This is a genomic window from Flavobacterium shii (genome assembly GCF_025847235.1).
Classification (GTDB): Bacteria; Bacteroidota; Bacteroidia; order Flavobacteriales; family Flavobacteriaceae; genus Flavobacterium; species Flavobacterium shii.
On record NZ_JAOZEW010000015.1, the window covers coordinates 1 to 22487 of the forward strand.

The following is a 22487-nucleotide window of genomic DNA, read 5'->3' on the forward strand; positions in this document are numbered from 1 at the left end:
AAAATTAGGATCAAGACATAAATGAATCAGGATCAAAAGTTGGGGATTAGGTAAAAATCTATTTTTCTCACTCTATAAAATTGAGATCAATCCCAAAACCTTCAAACAAAAAGCCACAAGACCATCTGTTTTTTGTATTTTTAATCCCAAATAAATTTTATCATGAGATTTTACATCAATACTGAGTATTTGAAAAAAGAAATTGAATATCCTAAACGATATCAGTCTCAAAATCTTATAAAAAGCTCAGTTGTTGTGTTTCTGATCATTCTAATTTTTCTTTTATTGTTCAAACCATTTGGAGTCTACGATCCGGAACTTAGGATGCATTATTTTTTTATTTGTTTTTTGCATGCCTTCATTCCTGCTCTGGTTTTATTACTTTATTTTGGAGTATTATATTATTTTAGAAAAGCAAAAAACAGGATCAAATGGACTTTACTCAAAGAATACATTAACATTGGAATCCTATTTATTGTAATAGGCACATCCAGCTTTTTAATTCGGGATTTACTTTATAACAATCCAAACAACTGGTCGTGGAATTATTTTTTTGAAGAAATCAGAAATTGTTTTGTTGCAGGTATATTTTTTTATTTTGTTCTTAGGTTATCAAGTTTTTATTTTGAATCAAAAAAAGGATCTTCATTTGTTCTTCAATTTATTCCTTTGGTGGCTGAACCGAAAAAAACAAGTTTAAACCCCAATATTTTTATTAGTACGCAGGTAAAACAAGATGATTTCAGCCTGGATATTGATCAATTACTTTTTGTAAAAGCAGATGGCAACTATATCGAGTTGACAAAATACAGCGGCGATCAAATTACCACAGAAGTAAAGAGAATTTCTTTAACTCAATTCGAAAGTCAAATAGCTGATTACCCACATTTTTTTAGATGTCACAGAACCTATTTAGTTAATATCTTTAAGATTCAAAATGTAACCGGAAACTCTCAAGGGTATCTATTATCTTTTAATGAAACTGATCTGAAAATTCCAGTTTCCAGGAAACAAATCGATAGTTTTAATAATTATTACCAAGAGCTTCGCAAGAAATATATTGCCTAACTTGTTACTCATCACAAAAGCTAGTTCGCAGTAACAAGCCTTACTGTAACTGTACTTTCTTGTTGTACGTTTGCCATAAATAACGATAACCCAATTTATTATGTCAACCGCAACTGTTACCTTAAATGAAGATTCTGGTGCTTCAAATCAATTACTATACATAGACAATATAAAAGTGCTATTGACAATATTAGTAGTGCTTCATCACACATTTATTGCTTATAGTTATTCTGATGGCTGGTATTATTTGGAACCAACTAGTTCTATTGTAGCACAAATTCCTATGACAATGTTTATAAGTATTAATCAGTCCTTTTTTATGGGATATTTTTTCCTGTTGGCGGCTTACTTTACCAGTTCTTCTTATTCAAGAAAAGGAACTTCGAAATTTATTAAAGACCGTCTTGTTCGATTGGGAATTCCAATAGTATTCAATTCCTTTATTCTTTCCCCGTTTATCAGTTATCTTGTTTATTATTTCGCAAAAGAAAATCATATCAACTATATTGAATATCTAAGCAGATACGATAGCTGGATTGATTTAGGGGTTACATGGTTCTTGGCCGCATTACTTCTTTTTAGTTTAATATATGTAGCGGTAAAAAAAATATTCAAAGTTAGTTTCAGTAAATCATTAGCAGTACCGAACACTTGCACCATTTTATTGTTTGCATTAGCATTAGGTACAATTAGTTTTTTGGTCAGAATATTTTTTCCTGTTGGATGGGTTTTGGAACCAATCGGATTTCAGCTTGGGCATTTTTCGCAATATATTGCTTTATTTATTATTGGATTACTGGCGGCTAAAAATAATTGGTTTGATCAATTTTCTGACAAAACAGGCAAACAACTTAAAAGATCGGCTTGGTTGTGTTTATTATTTTTTCCGGTATTTTTTATTATAAAGTTTAAACTCAACACACCTTCTTCTTGGTTTTCTGGCGGTTTTCACTGGCAGGCATTATTATATGCAGTCTGGGAGCAATGGATTGGCATTTCTATATTAACATCATTATTAATTAAAGGAAAAAGAAATTGGAATACTACTTCCAAACTGCTTACTAACGCGTCACGCAGTAGTTTTGCCGTTTACATTTTTCATCCGTTAGTAATTGTTGTGTTTACATTAGCTGTAAGGAACTGGACTATTGATCCTGCAATAAAACTTTTGGTTGTGGCACCTTTAATAGTATTAGGTAGTTTTGTATTTGGTTTGCTTATTTTATTGATCCCAGGAGTCAAGAAAATTATTTGATATATCATTTAAGTGACTGAAAACATAATTTAGAATTCATTTATAATCTTCAAATTTTCGAACAATTGGTTCGGATTTTGTGCCATCAGGGCCATAAGTATATTGTAAAAGCCTGTAAATATTTTGTTTACAGGCTTTTTTTGGTTCGATAAAATCATCTATAATTTTGATCAAAATCCTTATTTTGTTGAGTTTAGCGGTTCGAGTCCTTTAATTTTTTTGAACTTAGATGTTAAACTTTTGTACGCACTTGATTTATATCATATCTTTTTTTTTTAGCTTAGCCACATTTCCAATTTTAATTAACTCGCTGTTTGCTTTTTATGAGTTCTTTTACATTGGATGGGCAAATAAAATACACTGACAGTGTTAAGTGAGACATCCTTATTTTTCATATTTGTTTTTATTTGAATATTCAATGTTCACATATAAAATCAGAGTATCTTTGGCCATGATTAATAAAGAATATGTACATGATTGAACAGCTTTTCTTTTTATAACTCAGAATTTTTGTTTCGAGTCATAAAGTTATAATAAACAAAATTTAATAAATAATAACGATTGCTAGTTCTAATTCCTTTAAGGGTTTTTATTAGTTTTCACATCCAACCTTAACAGTTATAACATATGACTTTGATTTCCAAAGAAAAATTTTCTAAAGCGGCCGGCCTTTCTAAAATTCCTATTCCCGGATTGTCCCCTTATTTAATGAAAATAATGAAAATTGACAATTTAAATACTATTGTAAAAGAGGCAGGCAATCTTGAGGGAGCTGATTTTGCTAATTATGTTTTAATGAAAATTGGTGTGAAAGTCCAATTTGATGCTGCTGAATTCCTAAATATTCCTCGCGAAGGAGCATTTGTAGTTGTTGCAAATCATCCCTACGGTGGTATCGAATCATTAGCTTTATTAAGTACAATTGCAAAAATACGTCCTGATACAATGTATATGGGAAACTTTTTGCTAAAGGAAATTCCAAATCTTGAAAAATGTATTATTGGAGTAAATCCATTTGAAAACGTGCAAAATTCTGCGAGTATTACGGGATTAAAAATGACACTCAAAGCTCTTGGAGATGGTATTCCTGTTGCAATATTTCCTGCGGGAGAGGTTTCATCTTATAATTTTAAGACGAGTGAAATTACAGACCCGGAGTGGCATCCTGTTGTAGGGAAAATTATTAGTAAAGCAGGTGTGCCTATTTTACCTATATATTTCCACGGAAATAATGGTTTTTTCTTTAGTATGTTAAAATCAATTCATCCTATGTTGCAAACTTCAAAACTGATCTCGGAACTTTTTAACAAACAAGGATATGCTCTAAAGATGACTATTGGAGAAGCTATTGTTTTACCAGAGACAAAGGGCAAAGCCTTCGATCCTTTAATGTTGAAAAATCTACGAAATAAGCTATACGCTCTTAAGACCAAGCATCTAATCAATTAGACAAAACTTAAATAAATCTATGAGGAAAAGTAATTTAAAACTCGCACCAGAAGTATACGTTTTAAATTAAGAGGTGTAGATCTAAGTCTATTTAATCCTCATTGCAAAGGTTTAAAATCAAATGCTTTTCTTTTAAATTTTTGTAAAATGGACTGAAATATGAAAATATTTAAGTAAAAGCTTCAAATTTTCAGTAAGATGCACAATAAAAAAATCTCCTAAATTCATTGATTTAGGAGATTTTTTTTTGGCTCCAATGTTGATTGCAAATTAGTGTGATTGTTGCCCTGCATGCTAAGGATGTTTAAGATTTGAAATGAAAATAAGTATTTAATGTCAATGTATTCTGGTGGTTTTGTAATGACCATAATTCTTACTAATCTTATTTTAAATTGTTAATGATCTCGTTGTTTTGTTTAAAATAGGAGTCAAACTGCTCTATTTTTCGTACCTTAAAAATCTAACCAATAAAAACGTGAGATGAAAAAATTACGAATTTCATTAATCAATATTCATGGACTCTTGAAAGGTTCAGGTCTTGAGATTGGTAGAGATGCTGATAATGGCGGACAAACTAAGTATGTTTATGAACTTGCTGAATTTTTATCGCAACATGAAGCTGTTGAACATGTCCATTTATTTACAAGATTGATAGATGATAAGAATCTTTCTCCAGAGTATGCTGTGCCTATCGAAATCATTAATGAAAAATTAGACATAAGACGAATTCCTTTTTTAGGAAAAAAATACAAAGCAAAAGAACAATTATGGGAAGGTTTGGACACTTTTGTGGATGGGGTTGTTCAACATATTAAACTTCATGATATATTCCCCAATTGGATTCATTCACATTATGGAGATGCAGGATATGTAGCTAGTGAATTATCAACAATATTAAATATTCCTTTTGCTCATACGGGACATTCTTTGGGTTTTCATAAAAAGAAAAAATTACTCGAAAGTGGTTTGAGTGAAGATGAAATTGAAAAGAAATTTAAATTTGAACAAAGAATTGCTGCTGAGGATAAAACATTAGAATTATCGGAATTTATTGTTACCTCTACAGAGCAAGAAATTGAAACTTATAAGCCCTATAAAAATTTTGAATTAGCGAAGTACCATGCGATTTCTCCTGGAATTGACACCAGTAAATTTGTTCCCTATTATCATCAAGAACAAGATTCGGATAAACAAATGGAAGAAGAACAAAGAAAATATTGGGTGTCTGAAACCATTTCTAAATTTTTAATAAATCCGCATAAACCTTTTATTCTAGCTCTTTCAAGACCTGATCGTCATAAAAATTTGCATACACTCATAGAGGTTTATGGTAAAGATAAAGAACTACAAAGCATAGCCAATTTGGTCATTTTTGCAGGGATTCGAAAAGATATTTCAAAAATGCCGGAATCTGAAAAAGATGTTCTAACAGATCTATTGTTATTAATGGATAAGTATGATTTATATGGGAAAATGGCAATTCCCAAGAAGCATGATGTCGAAAATGAGGTTTCGATTATTTATCGATATGCTGCAGAAAAAAGGGGTGTATTTGTGAATTTGGCATTGCATGAAAATTTTGGATTAACAGTCATTGAGTCTGCAAGTTCCGGATTGCCTGTTGTAGTTACTAAAAATGGTGGACCGTCTGAGATTATTCCCACGTGTCAGAATGGAGAATTAGTAGATCCGCTGGATGAAAATGAAATTAAGAAAGCATTACGGAATATTTTAACCAATGAAAGTCAATGGAAATATTACTCAAATAATGGAGCAATTAATATTCAAAAACATTATAGTTGGTTAAGTCATGTCAATCAATATGTTGAATTGGTTAATGAGAATTTATCATTATCATCAGGTTCAGGAATCAAGAAACAACATTACCCCAATATTAATATTGAGCGATTAAAAAGAAAGGTGGAGCATTTATTTGTTTCAGATATTGACGGGACACTTATCGAACCAAAGTTAAATAATCCGGGATTAAAAGAATTAAAAGAGCATTTAATTAATCGTACTGAAAAAATGGCCTTTGCTTTGGCGTCAGGAAGAAATTTGGCACTGGTTAAAAAAGTAATAGATGAGGAGCAATTTCCTTTACCGGATTTCATTATTTGCTCTGTTGGGACTGAAATTTATTATACAAATGGGAAAGATTATATTTTAGATAAGGGTTGGGCTACTTTTTTGGCAGGTCGTTGGAAAAGAAATGATATTGCAAATCGTTTGAAAGAGATTCCTTGGTTGCGATTACAGGAGAAGGAAGCACAAAATCCGTATAAAATCTCCTATTATTATGATGAAGAAAAATACAATCACGAGCAATTAATAGCCGTTCTGGGAAAAGAATGGTATAAAATAAATATTATTCCAAGTCATGGCGAGTTTATTGATTTTATCCCCAAAAGAGCATCAAAAGGAAATGCAGTTAAATTTTTGTGCCGTAAATGGGCTATTCCTTTATCGAATGTAATTGCGGCAGGTGATTCAGGAAATGATATTGATATGTTCAGAGGTTCTATTAAAGGAATTATCGTAGGTAATCGAAGTTCAGAATTGGCCAAATATGAAACAACCAAAAGTATTTACGTGGCTAAGGGTTCAGCTTCTTTAGGGATTTTAGAGGGATTAAAACACTATAAAATAATTAAGTAATATGTATTCAGGCTCAGGTTTTAGTAGTTGGGAAATAGGCGACGTAGATGTATTTATAGATGAAAACGGAGTTCATCATTTGTTTCATTTGATAATTCCAAATCATGATTACATTGCGCATGCAGTATCAAAAGATGGTCTCTCTTGGAAAAGAGTAAAAAATGCTTTGTTTGTTGGAGATCCCGGGGATTGGGATGATGATATGTTATGGACGATGCATGTTAGTAAAAATGCTGAAGGAGAAGGTTACGAGATGTACTATACAGGTTTAAAGCGGAAAGACAAAGGAGTTATGCAAAAAATAGGGAGAGCAGTTTCTCCTGATTTATTTCATTGGACAAAAGAAAATCGATATGGTTTGCCTTTAAAAAGTAAAGCACCTTATTATGAAAGCTCAGATAATAATCCCCGTCAATGGCTTAGTTTTAGAGATCCTTATAAATACCAATTTGAAGGAGAAGATTATTTACTTATTTGTGCTCGAAGCGCAGTAGGACCTACTTATAGAAGAGGTTGTATTGGCGTAGCAAAAAGAGATGCAATAGATGGTTTTGTTCTTCAAAAACCGTTGCATGTTGCTTATGTGTATGATGATATAGAATGCCCCTGCGTGGTAGAAATAAAAGGAATGCATTATTTGTTAGGTTCAATTCGGGAAGATATTAAAGTTCGTTATTGGTTTTCTCCAGATTTTAAGGGAGAGTACCATGCTTTTCATAACAATGTGTTGATGCCACAGGGTAATTATGCAGCAAGAATTGTAAAAGAAGGGGAATATTATTTAATTTATAATTTTTATTTTGTTGGTGGAAATGTTAATACACTTCGCGTAATTCCTCCTCCTAAACAGTTGGATGTTGATTCTAATGGAAGGCTTTTATTAAAGACTTATCATCATTGGCAAACACTTTATCAAAGAACAATTTTTCAAAAAAACTTACCAACTCCAGTCCCTATTTTAGGAAATCCTTCGGCAAATTTTGATATGGAGATTGAAGGTAAATGGAGATTTGGCTGTAGAAGTGGTTATGAGGTTTTTTGCTTCGATAAACCTTCAGAAAATTTTGTTTGGGAAGGTACATTGGCTGTTGAAGGAATGGGGAAAACAGGTTTTGTTATTGAATGTGATAAAGAGGGAACGGCATATTATATATCAATTGATTTTGTAAATGGCTTTGTTCAATTTAGAGCGTGGGGATTTAACGAAAAGGATGTGAAGAATAATTTTGTTTTTGAAAACATTCAAACAAATCAATTTGAAATAGTAGAAAACAAAGAAATTTATTTTAAGATCATTCGTTATGGGAATTATTATGAGCTTTCTATCAATGAAATTGTAAAATTAACATTGTTGGATTTTAAATATAGTGATGGTAAAATAGGTGTTTATGTTTGTTCTGCTATTGTATCATTAAGTGATTCAAAAATTCACATAATTCCAGAACCCGAGAATGAATACGCTACTTCTGACCCTACTAAAGCATTAGATGAATATAATAAAATAACCCAAATTTAGCTGTATTTGATTTGATAGATGGGATATAGTTTTTTTGTTTTTAGTTGGTGAAGATGTTATTCTTGCCAGTTTTATGGCTAAAAAAAAGTAGAGATGATTTTATATCGTCTCTACTTTTTTTTAATCAAATTTTAATTTTTTATCCAAAATAGATAAAAAATTAGTTTGTATTACACTTTAAAAATCATTTTGTTTTTATAGAAAACCCATAGTATAACCGACCAGAAAATGGCATATGATATCGCATAAGTTAATGATGAGTTTAATGGATTTTCAAAGCAAGTTGCAATTCCAAATTTGTAAATTAAAGTTTGAAGATTGATTTGTTCTGCAGCCATTTCTGGATTTTGAACTTTAATAGAGCTTAAAACTCTTGGGATTATACCCGAAAAGAAAAATACAATCATAGGATTTACTCCCCAAATTAAAAATAGGTTAGTCCATTTTTTATAGTTTGCTACATCTATTATGTAATATAATAAACTCAAACATAATGTTGCTATACCAGCGGTATACAAGACATAAGAACTTGTCCAAAGTGATTTGTTTATTGGGAATATGATGTCCCAAAGTAAACCGGTAAGCAATAGAACAATTCCTGTGATTGCTGTTTTTTTTAGAATTTCGATTTTGTTAATCTGTAAGTTTAGTATTTGTCCTATGAACATTCCAAGAATTCCTGTACCTATTGCTGGCAAAGTACTTAAAATTCCTTCTGGATCCCAAGTTTTAGAAAAACTCCATAAGTGTCCGTTTAAGAGCAAATTGTCTAACCAAGCAGCTAGATTAGTTCCTTTTTCAAAATTGGCAGCACCAAAACCTGGAACAGGTACAAAAGCCATTAGAATCCAATAACCCAATAAAATTGAAGCGGCAATTAGAAGTTGTGTTTTTAGGTTTGTTTTTAAATATAAAAGTGAGGTAAAGAAATATACAATTCCTATTCGTTGTAAAACACCCGGGATTCTTACGTCTTGAAATTCTTCGATTTGACTGTATGCCAAAAATAGTAGTATTGCCAAGATTCCTAAAACAAGGTAGGTTTTAACTTTTAAACTAAAATTTCCTAGAAGAGCATAAGCTACTGTAAAAGTTACTGTTAGTCTAAGTAGTAATAAAGGTATTCCTTCTAAACCAAATAGAGAGATTCTGCTAAAAGAATTCAAAAATAATCCTAAACAGAAAATTCGTAAGGAACGAACCATAATTTTATTAAAAACACTTAAGTCAAAATGTTTCGTAGGCATTGCAAATGGGATTGCGGTTCCCATTATAAAAACAAAAAAAGGAAAAACTAAATCGGTAGGAGTACAGCCGTTCCATTCTGCGTGTTCTAAAGGCGGATAAATGGAGGCCCAGCTTCCCGGATTATTGACAATTGTCATCAATAAAATGGTGAATCCTCTAAATACATCTAGTGAAATTAAACGTTCTTTTGTCATTGGTTTTGGTTTATTTTTTGGTTTCATTAATTATAAAAGTTTAAAACTTTTAATTGGTTTTTATTTTCTAGCTAGGAAAAGATATTTTCCCCATTGATACGGATGGAATTCCTTTGCGTGTTCCAAAATCTGAAGTCCCACCAGAAATGGTTTCATTTGCTAAAATGGCAAATAATATGGCTTCTTTTGCATCTCCGGAAATTCCTAAAACATCGGTGTTTGAAAATGTGCAAGGCAATAGTTCTTTTAACCAATCTACTAATAATGGATTGTGTGCCCCTCCGCCAGACATATAAATTGTAAAACTTTCAATAGGATATGCCGTATTGGTTATGGCTGTATGTATGGCACTGGCTATTGTTTCGGCACTAAATCGGGTTAATGTTGCCAATAAATCTTCAATAGTAATGTTTTGTGTTTTACTTTGAGCTTGTGCTTTTTTTACATATTCTATATTAAAAAGTTCTGGACCTGTTGTCTTCGGGAAAGCTGCAAGGAAGAACTCATCGGCTTTTAAAGCTTCCAAAAGAGAAAGGTTTATGGTACCTTGTTTTGCTATTTCGGCATCTTTATCATAGGCTTTGTAGGGAAACGAAAGTCTGGTAAAAGCATCAATTAAGGTGTTTCCTGTCCCTGTATCGGTAACAAAAACTTCTTCGGGATTACTACTTGATGGCAAGTAGGTAAAATTTGCAATACCTCCCATATTAAGCATAATACGATTCTCTCCTTTTTTTCCAAACAAGAAATAATCTCCATATACGGCAAGTGGTGCTCCTTCTCCACCTGCAGCAAGATGTTTTTGTCTAAAATCCGAAAGAGTTATAATTCCCGTTTTTACAGCAATATGATCTCCGTCGCCAATTTGTAAAGTAGCATTTGGAAATTTCTCTTGTTGGTGTAAAATCTTTGGAGCGTGAAAAACAGTTTGCCCATGTGAAGCTACCAAATCTATTTTATCGGTTGGGATTCCCCAACGATCTAAACATTCCAAAATCATATTGGCATGAAGAACTCCAATCCATTCATTTAATAAAATAAGTTTCTGAAAATTAATTGTTTGTTTCGCAAATACGGTTCTGATTTCTGATTTTATTTCTTCAGAATAATCAACGGTGTCAAATTGGATTAATTGGACTTCTGTGCTTTCACCAGAACCTGAGATTTCGCATAAAGCCACATCCAGTCCATCCAAAGAAGTACCAGACATTAATCCGATAATTGTTCGGGAAGGTTTTTGGGCAATTTTATGTAGTAATTCCAGATTTGCGTTCATGATTTTGGTTTTAAAAAGGTCATTTTAATATATTTTTTAAACCATGTAAGTAATGTAAGTTCATTTAAGCAGTATTTTGAGAAGGCTCTAATATGAACTTATATTTCTTATATGGTTAAATTTAATACAGGTTTTATTTAACGTTTGATTGATATAAATAATTCTTTTAATTCGTTTTTAGTGTAATTATTTTTTAACACATAACATAGCTTTTAAAACTCAAAATATTTTTTAAACCATGTAAGTAATGTGAGTTCATTTAAACAGTATTTTGAGAAGACTCTAATATGAACTTATATTTCTTATATGGTTAATTTTATCTTGATTTACTTGACCATAATAGCATCTTGAATTATTTGCTGAATATCTTCTCTAATTTTTCCTTTTGCTAATTTATTATCATCATTAATAGTACTCGGATAAGTTCTATTGGATAAAAACACATAAACAATTTCTGTTTCCGGATCAACCCAAGCGATGTCTCCTGTAAATCCTGTGTGTCCAAAACTAGAAGGAGAAACACAGGCGCAAGTAGGACCTTTTTCGGCTATTCTTTTATCAAAACCTAAGCCTCTTTGAACTCCTTTATCGACGTAATAGCAAGTGTTGAAGGTATCAAATGTTTTTGCTGAAAAATATTGTTTATTGCCGTAATTTCCTTTTTGTAAATACATTTGCATCATTTTGGCTACGTCCATAGCATTAGAAAAAATTCCTGCATGTCCAGCAATCCCACCTTCCATTGCTGCAGCCATATCGTGAACATATCCCTGAATGACCTGATGTCTGAAATAAGTATCGATTTCGGTAGGAGCAATGTTATTTTTATCAAATCGGTCTAGGGGATTGTAAAGTGTATTATTCATTCCGAGTGTGCTGTAGAAATTTTGCTGACTCAGAACTTCCAATTTTTCATGGGTTTTTCTTTCTAAGTATTCCTTAAGAATGATAAAGGTGAAATCACTATATCGGTATTCTTTTTTTAAGGATAACGGACTATCGGCAATGATTTTCATGATGGTGTCGTGATAGTCATTTCTAATAAAAAGATTATCTGCAACTTTTGTCGAAAAGTTGGATTCGGCTACTTTACGATAATATTTTTCCGAAGGCTTTCCTTCACTATCCAGTGTTGCTTTGTAAAACGGAATCCAGGCTTGAAGTCCTGCATAATGGGTTAGTAAATCCTTGAAGCTGATGTTTTCTTTATTTGTTTTTGCAAAAAGCGGAACCATATCTTTTAATTTGGTGTCCAGATTCACTTTCCCATTATCGTATAATTGCATCACATTAGGCAACGTCGAAATTATTTTTGAAATCGATGCAACGTCGTATAAATCTGAGTTTGTAACTTTTCTAGTATTATCATAGGTTTGACTACCGTATGATTTCTGGAAAATAACACTTCCTTTTCTAGCAACAAGAACTTGCATTCCGGGAGTCATTTTACCATCGATTGCTTTTTGGGCTACAGCATCAATTTTTGATAAAATAAGCGGATTCATGCCTACATTTTCTGGCTTTGTAAAACCCAAACGATTTATTTTTTCGGTGGATAAACCATCATTTACATTAAAGGATGTATTTATGGATACGGGTAATTTTCCTTTGGCTTCGATAGCTCCAAATAGTAATTCTGCAGAAACAATCTGGCTTATATCTGAGTTTTGGTATGAGACTACTAATCCTTCGATATCATCAAAATTTGTGATTGGCAATAGGGAATATGGTTTTGTAAAAATATCCAAAATCACTTTATTGCGCTTTGCAATTTCTTGTAACCAAAGCAATTCAGTATCTGTAAAATTCTGTTTTTCCCAAGGTTTATTTACCTTGTGAAAACCAATGATAACCGTATTGTAATTTTTTAATTCTTTGTTTAAACTATCAAGATTAGTGCTGGCTAATTCTGTAACTTCTGTATATTTTTTCAATGTGGTTACAAAATCACTGTTAACATCATCTCCTAGTTTTATATATGCAATTTTCTGATCTAAGTTTTTGATAGGAAGTATATCCTTTTCATTTTTTAAAACGGTAATAGCATTTTCATATAATTTATAATGCAAGGCATCATTTTTCGATGGATTAAGATCGTTGTATATGTTTGCCATATCCACAGGTTTGTATTTATTTAATCCTGCTTTAAATTTATAATGCAATATTTTTTTTGTTGAATGTGCCAAACGCTCCTCAGTAATAACCCCTTCATTATAGGCTATTTCCAATTTCTGGACGGCTACAGGTACATTATCGGAACAAAGTAAAATGTCATTTCCGGCAAGAAGCATAGCTATTTCCAGATCACCGGGGGCTTTAAAATTACTTGCACCTTTCATCGCTAAACCATCGGTGAAAATCAAACCTTCAAAACCTAATTCTTTTTGAAGCAGGTTTGTGACTACATTGTAAGAAGCTGAAGAAGGAACATTTGGTGTTGGTTCTAAGCTTGGAATATTAAGATGGGCAACCATAACAGATACTAAACCTTCATCGAAGATTCGTTTGTATGGATATAATTCGACTAATTCCAGTCGTTCTTTTGAGAAATTGACCAAAGGCAATGCATAATGCGAATCCGTTGATGTATCTCCATGTCCAGGGAAATGTTTTCCAGTACTAAAAACGCCCTGACTTTGTACGCCTTTCATTAACGCAATGGCTTTGTTGCTTACGTTAACTTTGTCTTCGCCAAAAGAGCGATTTCCAATAATTGGATTTTTAGGATTGGTATTGATGTCAAGAACTGGAGCGAAATTAAAATGGATTCCAATACGTTTGTTTTCGTTGGCCATGTTTCTTCCAACATTTTCAATTAAATTTAAGTCTTGAATTGCGCCTAAAGTCATATTCCAAGGATAACGATAAGTAGAATCTAATCGCATTGCCAATCCCCATTCGGCATCAATTCCTATGAATAAAGGAACTTTTGCTTTGGATTGGTATTGGTTGGTTAATCTGGCCTGACGAATGGGACCGCCTTGAAAAAAGATTATTCCGCCTACTTTATAGTCTTGAACTAATTTATTAATTTGATTCGAATGAACAGAATCTTTATTAGAATAGGCTGAAATCATAAACAGCTGACCAACTTTTTCCCGAAGTGACATCTTATTGTAAATACTGTCGACCCAAGCAGTTTCTCTATCAGAATCTTTAAAGAAAGTTTTTTTTTCTGATTTGTTTGGAGCAATATAAACGACTGTATCCTTTGAAAAAGAGTCTTTTTTTAAATCTTTAATCGTGTTATTCTTTTTGGAAACAGCACAATTGGTGATTAAAAATAAAAATGTGGCACAAAGGCTGATCTTTATGATGTAATCTTTCATGGTAATTATTTTTTGGCAATTGAATTCTAATTATTTTTAGTTTCCAATTGGTTAGTCGATTAGTTATGTTTTTAACGTGGTTTTAAAAACTTATTTTTTCGCTACTACGGGAACTTGTCAGGAATAATCCTAAGTAGGTTATTAGTCCGTTTAGTACTATTAGTTCATTATCGAATACATATCCGGAAAATAATATTTTTGAATTTTCATTTATTAAATACGTGAAGAAAGGGGATAACAGGCATATTAACGGAACTAGTTTATCATTTACGTTTCTTGATTTTTGGAACAGTCCAAATGCATATAATCCTAATAATGGGCCATAGGTATATGAAGCAACTTTGAATATCATTCCAACAACTGAACTGTCATTGATGGAATTAAAAATGAGTATTACGAAGAAGATCAATGCAGAAAAACTGATATGAACCAAATGTCTTACGCGTACTGAGTTTTTCTTATTGCTATTCTCGGCTTTATCCATGCCTAAAAAATCGACACAAAAAGAGGTTGTTAATGCTGTTAATGCCGAATCGGTCGTGGCAAACGTTGCTGCAATAATTCCTAATAAAAATACAATTGCCGGGATTGTGGCTAAATGATTTAAAGCAATTTCTGGAAAAAGTAAATCGGTTCTTGGTTTACCTGTGATTAAATCAACTGGGATCGCGATTCCGTTTTTATTAGCATAGATGTATAGTAAAGCTCCAACACTTAAAAAGAAGATATTGATAATAACGAAGATTCCTGTAAAGGTAAACATGTTCTTTTGTGCTTCGCCTATATTTTTACAGCTCAGGTTTTTTTGCATTAAATCCTGATCTAATCCTGTCATTGCTATAGTTACAAACATTCCTCCTAATATTTGTTTTACAAAATGGAATTTGCTTCCCAGAAAATCATCAAAGAAAAATATCTTTGAATAATTACTGTTTTTCACTTCTTCAAAAGCGCCAATAGCACTTAAATCCATGCGGTCACAAATAAAATAGATGGTAAGGAAAACCGAAGTAACAAGGAAAAAAGTCTGTAAAGTATCTGTTATAATGATTGTTTTTAATCCGCCTCTGTAGGTATAAGAAAAAATTAGAATTAAGGATATTAATACTGTAAAAGCGAAAGGAATACCATAATAATCAAATACGAAACGCTGTAAAACAATTACCACTAAGTATAGTCTGAACGCAGAACTTACGGTTCTGCTAATTAAGAAAATAGAGGCAGCTGTTTTGTAGCTGTAAAGCCCCATTCTTTGTTCTATATATCCATAAATAGAGGTTAAATTCATTCGGTAATATAGCGGTAATAATAACTTTGTAATTACTATAAATCCGATAGCGTTACCCAATACAAATTGAAAGTATTTGAATTGTTCACCACTCGGAGCACCTACTTCTCCCGGGACAGATATAAAAGTTACTCCGGAAAGAGCAGTTCCTATCATTCCAAAAGCAACTAAATACCATTTGGAGTTTTTATTGGCTGTAAAAAAAGCAGCATTTCCATCATCTTTTTTGCTGACTCTATGTGAGATATAGAATAATGTTCCGAAATAAATGATTATAAGGATAAGGATAGTGCTTGGTGTCATTTTATATCTTTAGAGGTTTATTCTTTTATAAAGCTATAAAAGATTTTAAATAGTTTAGGTGTTGTTTCCAGATTTTTATTTTTAGCAAGTAAAACGGCTTTTACGCTTTTATGTTTTTTAATAATTCCGATGCTAATTTCTCGTTAATCTGGATTGATGTTTTTCATAATAAATAAATTGTGGTTGTATTATAAAAAATCGAGGCATATCAAGATGCCTCGATTTCAGGAGGTTTTATAATGCAGGATCGGCAGGGGTGTTAGAATTATTATTTCTCTCAGAATCTGGGTAAGGATACCAATTGCGGTTTCTTTCGGCTCCAGTTGTTCCTGCAGCAGGACGTTCAAATCTTCTGCTATCTTCGAATTTTAGACTTGACATATACATTTCGATACAACGGTTTCTGTAAATTTCGGTAAGAATACCAGTTTTTGTAATATCTCCGGTGTATGGAGGAAGGTTTGCTCCAATTCCGTAAGCATCTGCTGCTGCTGTTTTTGTTAAAACTTTATTTAGTTCTATAATAGCTTGAGGTAAATTGTCTTTTCGGGCATATGCTTCTGCTACAATTAGCATCATTTCACCTGGTAAATAAACGGGTATTGATTTAGTATTAGAATCAAAAAAGCCAATTGCAGTTGTAGGATTTGAACCTGGTTTAATATAGAAATTTAGTCTTCCGTCAGAACTTACAGGAGCTAAACTTGCAGGTAATCCCAAGGTTAAATCTACTGGTTGAAATACATTGTTAGTCGTAATAGAAATGTACGCAATCGGGTTGGCACTAATTTGATCGAAAGCAAATACTGATTTTGCAGCGAGATCAACCTTACCAGCATATGCGATAGCGTTATCATAGTCTCCAATCATTAAATAAGTTCTGGCCAAAAGGGCGTAAACAGTATTTTTATAGTTAATCGTAGTTACCAAACCTGAAAATCCAGTTGCTTTGTCGAGAAGCGGTTCTGTTGCTTTTAAGATTTTAATAGCTTCGTTTAATACATCGGTTCTGGAATCAAAAGTGGCATTTTTTCCTGTTTTTAGAGGAACACTTTGAAAGTACTGTACAAGAGTATTGAGTGCTAGTGCCTTAAAAATAGTAGCATGAACGAGAACGCTTGCTCTTTCATTTTCTGCAGTTAAAACATCGACATGATCTATTACTTTTTGAGATTCAGATTTAATCACCAAGCATTGTGACCATAGATTATTTACAACCGTATTTTTTGTAGAGAGTACATCGCCACCAATAGAAAGTTCACCTTCATCTACATTTCCTGCGTTTATAAGTCGTAGTTCTTTTGTTGTAAACCCGTTGCCGGTAATGGTGTTGTAAAGGGGACTTGCTCTCTCAATAGTCCAAAGTTGCTGCAATCCATTTGCTGCACCAATGATACCATCTCTATTTCCAAAAACTAATTCTTGTGATGGTTTAGTCGGGTCTAAATAATCTTCATTGCAACCGGTTAAAAGGAATGCAAAGGCTACTATAGGGATGAATATTTTTTTCATGATATTTTTATTTGATTAAAATTGAACTTTTACTGCCAATGAATATGAGCTAGGAATTGGCACTGTTCCAAAATTATATTTCGCAACAGAAGATTGTCCGCCAGAATTTGTTTCTGGATCGAAACTGGTAAATTTATCCCATGAAACTAGGTTTCTACCACTTGCGGTAATCGTTAAATCATCAAAGAACTGGTTTAATTTTCCGAAAGAATAATTTAAAGAAACTTCTCTTAATTTTAGGTAACTTCCATCAACTACTCTAAATTCTTCGACGTTGTAAATAGACCAGATGTATCCACGAGGTAATTCTCCATTAAGTTCTTTGGTAACCAATGTTCCTGATCCAACACCTTGTCTGGTTCTGTAATCAGCATCAAAAACATCTACTCCCTGAACGCCATCAAATAATACTGATAAACCAAATTTTTTGTAATTAAAATTTGCCCCAAATGAAATAATATAATCTGGATTTGGATTTCCAATTTGTTTGTTCAAAATCGTTCCTGTAGGTTGCCCTGAAGCATCTCTTTGTGGTGCTCCTGTGTTTACGTTTCCTTTTTCGGTTTGAGGATATCCACTAGGAGTTAACAATAAACTGCCGTCTTCATTTCTTGCAAAGTAAGTACCGTAAAAAATCCCCACTGGTTTGTCCATTTCAACAAAAACGGGTGCTCCTGCTAAATTACTGTCTAGTTTAAAACGTGTTTGTGGTAATCCTGTTACTTTATTTCTATTACTGCTATAGTTTACAAAAAAGTCAAGATGTAAGTTCTCTTTTTTGATAAGATCATATTTAAGATTCACTTCGAATCCTTTATTGTTCATTTTTCCAATATTTTGAATCGTGTTTGTAGCTCCTTCAGAAGCAGCTAATTGAACAGGTAATAACAAGTCATCAATGTCGGCATTGTAATAACTAAAGGATAAGTTTAAGCGATCTTTTAAGAATCCAAAATCACCACCAACTTCATAAGTAACACTCTGTTCCGGTTTTAGATCTAAATTACCTTGTTTGAATCCCTCGATAGTAAAAGTACTATTTCCTAAAAGTGTTCCGGTAGAATAATTAGTAAAACGAGCATAAGGTTTAATCGCAGTTAAGCTTCCTGATTTTCCCCAAGATCCTCTAAAACGAACTGAACTCACAACATCATGAATGTTTTCCATGAATTTTTCATCAGAAAGAACATAACTTAAACTTGCTTTTGGATAAAACTGTGATCTGTTATTGCTGGAAAATATAGTCGAAGCATCTTGTCTTCCTGCTAACGTTATATATAATTTATCTTTAAAGCCAAAGGTTTCCTGAAGGTAATAACCCCATAAATTGTATTTTGACTGGCTAGAACTTGGTGAACCCGGAATTAAAGTGTTGAAAGCATTTATGGTTTCAATAAATGGTTTTAAGTTTCGACCTTCAATAGCTGCAAAATCATCACGGTAGGTTTGTACATTATATCCTGCGTAAGTTGTCATTTTCCAGTTTTCGTTGATATTCCAAAGATATCTTAAATTCAAATCGTTATTAAATTGTACAACCCTGTTAGTTGCTTCAGAAACGTAACCATCATTATAATAGGCAGGATTAACCACATATGGATATCTTGGAATAAATACATTTCCTCTTTGGTTGTAATTGTCTATACCAAAAATCAAATCGGCATTGAAGTTTTTAAAGGGCACGTAGTTTAATTGTAAATCGGAAATAATACGATCTGTATTTTGCTTTATTTTGAAAGTTTCGATTATAGATAACGGATTAATCCTGTTAGGGTCAACGCCTAATAAATTACCATTAGCATCTCTTCGACTAATATCATAAGTGTTATTGGTAATGTTAATAGAGTTAATTGGGCTCCAGAAAACGTTTCCATCCGGTTTTTCATTTGAGCTTGAATTAATATAATTCAATCCTACTGTTGCAGATAATTTCGAATTAAATTCATGTTTCAATCTTACTTTTGCACCTGCTCTTTTAAAATCTGTATTTTTTATAATTCCTTCGTTTACTAAATAGCCAAGTGAAGCAAAATATTTAGTTTTTTCATCTCCGCCCTGTAGCGAAAAGTAAGTGTCGGTTCCAATACCTGTAGTGAAAATATCATCTTGATAATCATATCGTTGAATGTTGGTGGTTCTGGTTTCTAGATCTCTTCCCAATACATTAACGGTAGTTGGACTGGCAGGATTTCCTTGTATAGGAAACAAAGCTGGGGAAGTACTTACAAATTGTTTATCGGACATATTCATGTCTAATTTTTTTCGAATTTGGTTTGAGGTCACACTAGTCGAAAATGTATATCTGGTTTCTCCGGCAACTCCTTTTTTAGTTGTAATTAAAACAACACCATTTGCAGCTCTTGAGCCATAAATCGCTGCGGCGGCTCCTCCGTTTAATACTTCGACACTTTGTATGTCGTTAGGATTAATATCTGATGATCGGTTTTGACCAATTTGCATATTAGAGTTTCCCGAAGTTACATTTAAGTTGGTAACGTTTGTAGTCGCATTGTTTAAAACAACTCCATCAATAACATATAATGGATCGGAAGATCCTAATATAGAAGAAGTTCCTCTAAGTTTAATACTGAATCCTCCGGCAGGATCACCTGAATTTTGAGAAACCTGAGCACCTGCAATTTTTCCTTGCAAAGCAGTCGAAAGACCTCCTGGTTGTGCCTTTACCAAGTCTTCACCTTTTAAGCTTGTAACAGCGTTTCCAAGCTCTTTACGAGTTGCACGAACTGTAGATCCTAATACTACAACTTCGGAAAGAGCGTTGAGTTCTTCGGTCATTTTAGTATTAATGACACTAGTGGTGGCTGAAATTTTAACTTTTTTAGAAGCAAATCCAACAAAACTAAAAACAAGTGTTTCATTTTCATTTGCAGCGATGCTAAATTTTCCATCTAAATCTGTTGAGGTACTCTTAGATGTTCCTTCAATTAAGACAGATACTCCTGGTAGAGAAAGTCCGTCGGATTGACTTGTAATTGTTCCAGTAATTGTTTTTGTTTGCCCAAATGTTACTTGAATGAACAAAACCAATAATGAAATGAGGAATAGTTTTTTCATGATTATTTGGTTTTTTTAGTGGTTATTGAACAAATATATTTATTTATTGCATATAAATGCAGTATTTTGTATTTATTTTTTGGAATTAACTAAAATAATGCAAAACAACGCATTTATGCTTGAATAATGTCTTTTTGTATATAACTACAGGGGTGAATATGCAAACTATTGCAGTTACTGGTGCGCTCTCTGCTTTTGAATTGAATTATTTGATATATTTGTGTTGAATTTTTAATTTTTAAAAAATGCTGAAAGCCGAAAGACATAAATATATAATGACTAAACTTATAGAAGATCAAAAGGTTGTTACAACAGATTTGGCTTTGGCTCTGGATTTATCAGAAGATACAATAAGGAGAGACTTAAATGAATTGGACAGCAAGAAACTGCTAGAGAAGGTTTATGGTGGTGCGATTCAGGCTACAGAAAAAACAGTTGATGTTTTTAATATTAATATAAATGCTGAAGATGAAAAGATAAAAATTGTTACAAAAGCATTGTCTTTATTACATGATGGACAGGTTATTATAATGAGCGGTGGAAGTACTAATTTGGTTTTTGCTAGGCTAATTCCTTCCGATTTAAATGCAACGATCTATACATATAGCTTGCCGATAGCGATGCAGTTGTCACAGCATCCAAATATAGATTTAATATTTATTGGTGGTAAAATGCAAAAAAATGCGATGGTTACTATAGGTATGGATGTGATCCAGATTTTGTCGAAGATTAAAGCTGATATTTGTTTTATAGGTGCCAGTAGTATTAATGTAAAACAAGGATTGACAGAAATCGGGTATGAAGTTTCTATTGTTAAAAAAGCAATGATAGAGTCTTCAGACAGAGTTGTTTCAATGTTTTCTTCTGATAAATTAAATACTAAAATGCCACATGTTGTTTGTGAACTTAGCCAGTTGGACACAATTGTTACCGATTTGGATCCAGAAGACTTAAGACTGGAGGAGTATAGAAAATCGGGGGTTTTTGTGTTGTAATTTAAGGTTGAGTTAAGTTTTTCTACTTTGTTTCACGTTATTAGATTTTATTTTTGTTAAGAAAAACAAGGAATAATGTATTCGATTTTTTAGGTGTATTATTCTATCTAACTCATTGCCAAAGGAACGCGAATTATGCGGATTCGCTAAGGCGATAACACGAATTAAACGGATTTTATTTTTGGTTATTTTTAAATCAGTTTTTAATCTGCGGCTTTATTTTTGTAAATCCGTTTCATCCGCGTCCCATTTAGACAATTTAAGTTAGTAACTCTTTGTTAAAGATCTAAATGTACTTTCTTTAAATCTGTGGTGCATTATCTGGATTAAGTAAATTCTTTAAACTATTTATGGTTCTATCAAAGACGGTCTTGTTAAGATATTTGAATCATTGTTAATATGATAGTTTAGATAATATTCTTTTTTTTTATAATACACTACAGATAAAATGTTTTATTTTTTTTGGAATTAATTTTCCAGATTTTTATTTTCTGCTAGTAAAACGGCTCTTACGCTTTTGTGTTTTTTTAGTAATTCTGAAGCTCGTTTTTCATCAATATGGAGTTCTTCTACAATCATTTCCACTCCTCTTTGTACTAATTTTTTATTAGACAATTGCATGTCGATCATTTTGTTACCATAAATTCTCCCTAGTTTAATCATGACCGATGTTGAAATCATGTTTAAAGCTAATTTTTGAGATGTTCCGGCTTTCATTCTTGTACTTCCGGTTAGGAATTCTGGTCCTACAATTAATTCAATAGGATGATCGGCTTGTTTAGAAATCAAACTGGCGCTATTGCAAGAAATGCTACCTGTAACGATATTGTTTTCTCTAGCTTTTTTTAATCCACCTATAACATAAGGGGTATTTCCAGAAGCTGCAATTCCTATAACCACATCTAGACTCGAAATATCGTAGGCAGATAAATCTCTCCAAGCTTGGTTAATATCGTCTTCGGCGTTTTCTACTGCTTTTCTTATAGCTGAATCACCACCAGCTATGATACCAATAATCCAATTGTCGGGAACTCCAAAAGTAGGAGGGCATTCTGAGGCATCAAGAACACCAATTCTTCCAGATGTACCCGCTCCGATGTAAAATAATCTTCCGCCAAGTTTCATTTTAGAAACGATAGCATCTACTAATTTTTCAATATTTGGAATTTGTTTTTCAACGATATCGGCTACTTTTTTATCTTCGTTATTTATATTGGTAAGTAATTCATTAGTACTCATTTTATCTAAATTCGAATAAAGTGATTCACGTTCTGTATCTGGATTTATTTTTGCCATTTTTTAATTTTTAATTTAATTTTTT

General features: G+C 32.5%; 13 protein-coding genes. 6 read left to right on the forward strand and 7 right to left on the reverse strand.

The window, feature by feature from the left end:
- The first annotated feature begins 162 nt into the window (after positions 1-162).
- The 5 genes from OIU83_RS14225 to OIU83_RS14245 all read left to right on the forward strand — a co-directional run bounded on the left by OIU83_RS14225 (position 163) and on the right by OIU83_RS14245 (position 7946).
- Positions 163-1068 carry a LytTR family DNA-binding domain-containing protein gene (locus OIU83_RS14225; protein ID WP_264206934.1) on the forward strand — a complete coding sequence of 302 codons (906 nt, stop codon included), beginning with the start codon at positions 163-165 and terminating at the stop codon, positions 1066-1068.
- Positions 1069-1168: 100 nt separating this feature from the next.
- Positions 1169-2323, forward strand: a complete 1155-nt coding sequence (locus OIU83_RS14230; RefSeq protein WP_264206935.1) for an acyltransferase family protein — start codon at positions 1169-1171, stop codon at positions 2321-2323.
- A 627-nt stretch (positions 2324-2950) separates the two neighbouring features.
- Complete coding sequence (locus OIU83_RS14235; protein ID WP_264206936.1) at positions 2951-3772, forward strand: lysophospholipid acyltransferase family protein; 822 nt, start codon at positions 2951-2953, stop codon at positions 3770-3772.
- 480 nt (positions 3773-4252) lie between these two features.
- The gene (locus OIU83_RS14240) at positions 4253-6430 is read left to right on the forward strand and encodes an HAD-IIB family hydrolase (protein ID WP_264206937.1); all 2178 of its coding nucleotides are present in this window, start codon (positions 4253-4255) and stop codon (positions 6428-6430) included.
- 1 nt (position 6431) lies between these two features.
- Positions 6432-7946, forward strand: a complete 1515-nt coding sequence (locus OIU83_RS14245; RefSeq protein WP_264206938.1) for a glycoside hydrolase family protein — start codon at positions 6432-6434, stop codon at positions 7944-7946.
- A gap of 170 nt (positions 7947-8116) precedes the next feature.
- Here OIU83_RS14245 and OIU83_RS14250 read toward each other — a convergent pair whose 3' ends face one another.
- From OIU83_RS14250 to OIU83_RS14275, 6 genes are all read right to left on the reverse strand, one after another.
- Positions 8117-9388: an acyltransferase family protein gene (locus OIU83_RS14250; RefSeq protein ID WP_264207046.1), complete on the reverse strand. Its 1272-nt coding sequence runs from the start codon at positions 9386-9388 to the stop codon at positions 8117-8119.
- A 67-nt stretch (positions 9389-9455) separates the two neighbouring features.
- Positions 9456-10664, reverse strand: coding sequence for an anhydro-N-acetylmuramic acid kinase (locus tag OIU83_RS14255; RefSeq protein ID WP_264206939.1), 1209 nt, complete (start codon positions 10662-10664; stop codon positions 9456-9458).
- 326 nt (positions 10665-10990) lie between these two features.
- On the reverse strand, positions 10991-13993 hold the full coding sequence (locus OIU83_RS14260) for a glycoside hydrolase family 3 N-terminal domain-containing protein (RefSeq protein WP_264206940.1): 3003 nt from the start codon (positions 13991-13993) through the stop codon (positions 10991-10993).
- A gap of 82 nt (positions 13994-14075) precedes the next feature.
- Positions 14076-15584 (reverse strand): sodium:solute symporter, encoded by a 1509-nt coding sequence (locus OIU83_RS14265; RefSeq protein ID WP_264206941.1) that lies wholly within the window; start codon positions 15582-15584, stop codon positions 14076-14078.
- A gap of 234 nt (positions 15585-15818) precedes the next feature.
- Positions 15819-17096, reverse strand: a complete 1278-nt coding sequence (locus OIU83_RS14270) for a RagB/SusD family nutrient uptake outer membrane protein (RefSeq protein WP_264206942.1) — start codon at positions 17094-17096, stop codon at positions 15819-15821.
- Between the two features lie 15 nt (positions 17097-17111).
- Positions 17112-20171: a SusC/RagA family TonB-linked outer membrane protein gene (locus OIU83_RS14275; RefSeq protein ID WP_264206943.1), complete on the reverse strand. Its 3060-nt coding sequence runs from the start codon at positions 20169-20171 to the stop codon at positions 17112-17114.
- 245 nt (positions 20172-20416) lie between these two features.
- Between OIU83_RS14275 and OIU83_RS14280 the strand changes: the two genes are divergently transcribed.
- Entirely contained in the window at positions 20417-21166 is a 750-nt protein-coding gene (locus OIU83_RS14280; protein ID WP_264206944.1) for a DeoR/GlpR family DNA-binding transcription regulator, read from the forward strand.
- A gap of 468 nt (positions 21167-21634) precedes the next feature.
- Here the strand turns inward: OIU83_RS14280 and murQ are convergent, their stop codons facing one another.
- Entirely contained in the window at positions 21635-22462 is an 828-nt protein-coding gene (gene murQ, locus OIU83_RS14285) for an N-acetylmuramic acid 6-phosphate etherase (protein ID WP_264206945.1), read from the reverse strand.
- Positions 22463-22487 lie beyond the last annotated feature (25 nt).

Excerpts from the sequence above, each read along its gene's own strand:
- OIU83_RS14280 (WP_264206944.1), top strand. The coding sequence starts at position 20,417 with ATGCTGAAAGCCGAAAGACATAAATATATAATGACTAAACTTATAGAA.
- OIU83_RS14265 (WP_264206941.1), bottom strand. The coding sequence starts at position 15,584 with ATGACACCAAGCACTATCCTTATCCTTATAATCATTTATTTCGGAACA.
- OIU83_RS14270 (WP_264206942.1), bottom strand. The coding sequence starts at position 17,096 with ATGAAAAAAATATTCATCCCTATAGTAGCCTTTGCATTCCTTTTAACC.
- OIU83_RS14235 (WP_264206936.1), top strand. The coding sequence starts at position 2,951 with ATGACTTTGATTTCCAAAGAAAAATTTTCTAAAGCGGCCGGCCTTTCT.
- OIU83_RS14275 (WP_264206943.1), bottom strand. The coding sequence starts at position 20,171 with ATGAAAAAACTATTCCTCATTTCATTATTGGTTTTGTTCATTCAAGTA.
- OIU83_RS14260 (WP_264206940.1), bottom strand. The coding sequence starts at position 13,993 with ATGAAAGATTACATCATAAAGATCAGCCTTTGTGCCACATTTTTATTT.
- OIU83_RS14240 (WP_264206937.1), top strand. The coding sequence starts at position 4,253 with ATGAAAAAATTACGAATTTCATTAATCAATATTCATGGACTCTTGAAA.
- OIU83_RS14225 (WP_264206934.1), top strand. The coding sequence starts at position 163 with ATGAGATTTTACATCAATACTGAGTATTTGAAAAAAGAAATTGAATAT.
- OIU83_RS14250 (WP_264207046.1), bottom strand. The coding sequence starts at position 9,388 with ATGACAAAAGAACGTTTAATTTCACTAGATGTATTTAGAGGATTCACC.
- OIU83_RS14245 (WP_264206938.1), top strand. The coding sequence starts at position 6,432 with ATGTATTCAGGCTCAGGTTTTAGTAGTTGGGAAATAGGCGACGTAGAT.
- OIU83_RS14255 (WP_264206939.1), bottom strand. The coding sequence starts at position 10,664 with ATGAACGCAAATCTGGAATTACTACATAAAATTGCCCAAAAACCTTCC.
- OIU83_RS14230 (WP_264206935.1), top strand. The coding sequence starts at position 1,169 with ATGTCAACCGCAACTGTTACCTTAAATGAAGATTCTGGTGCTTCAAAT.
- murQ (WP_264206945.1), bottom strand. The coding sequence starts at position 22,462 with ATGGCAAAAATAAATCCAGATACAGAACGTGAATCACTTTATTCGAAT.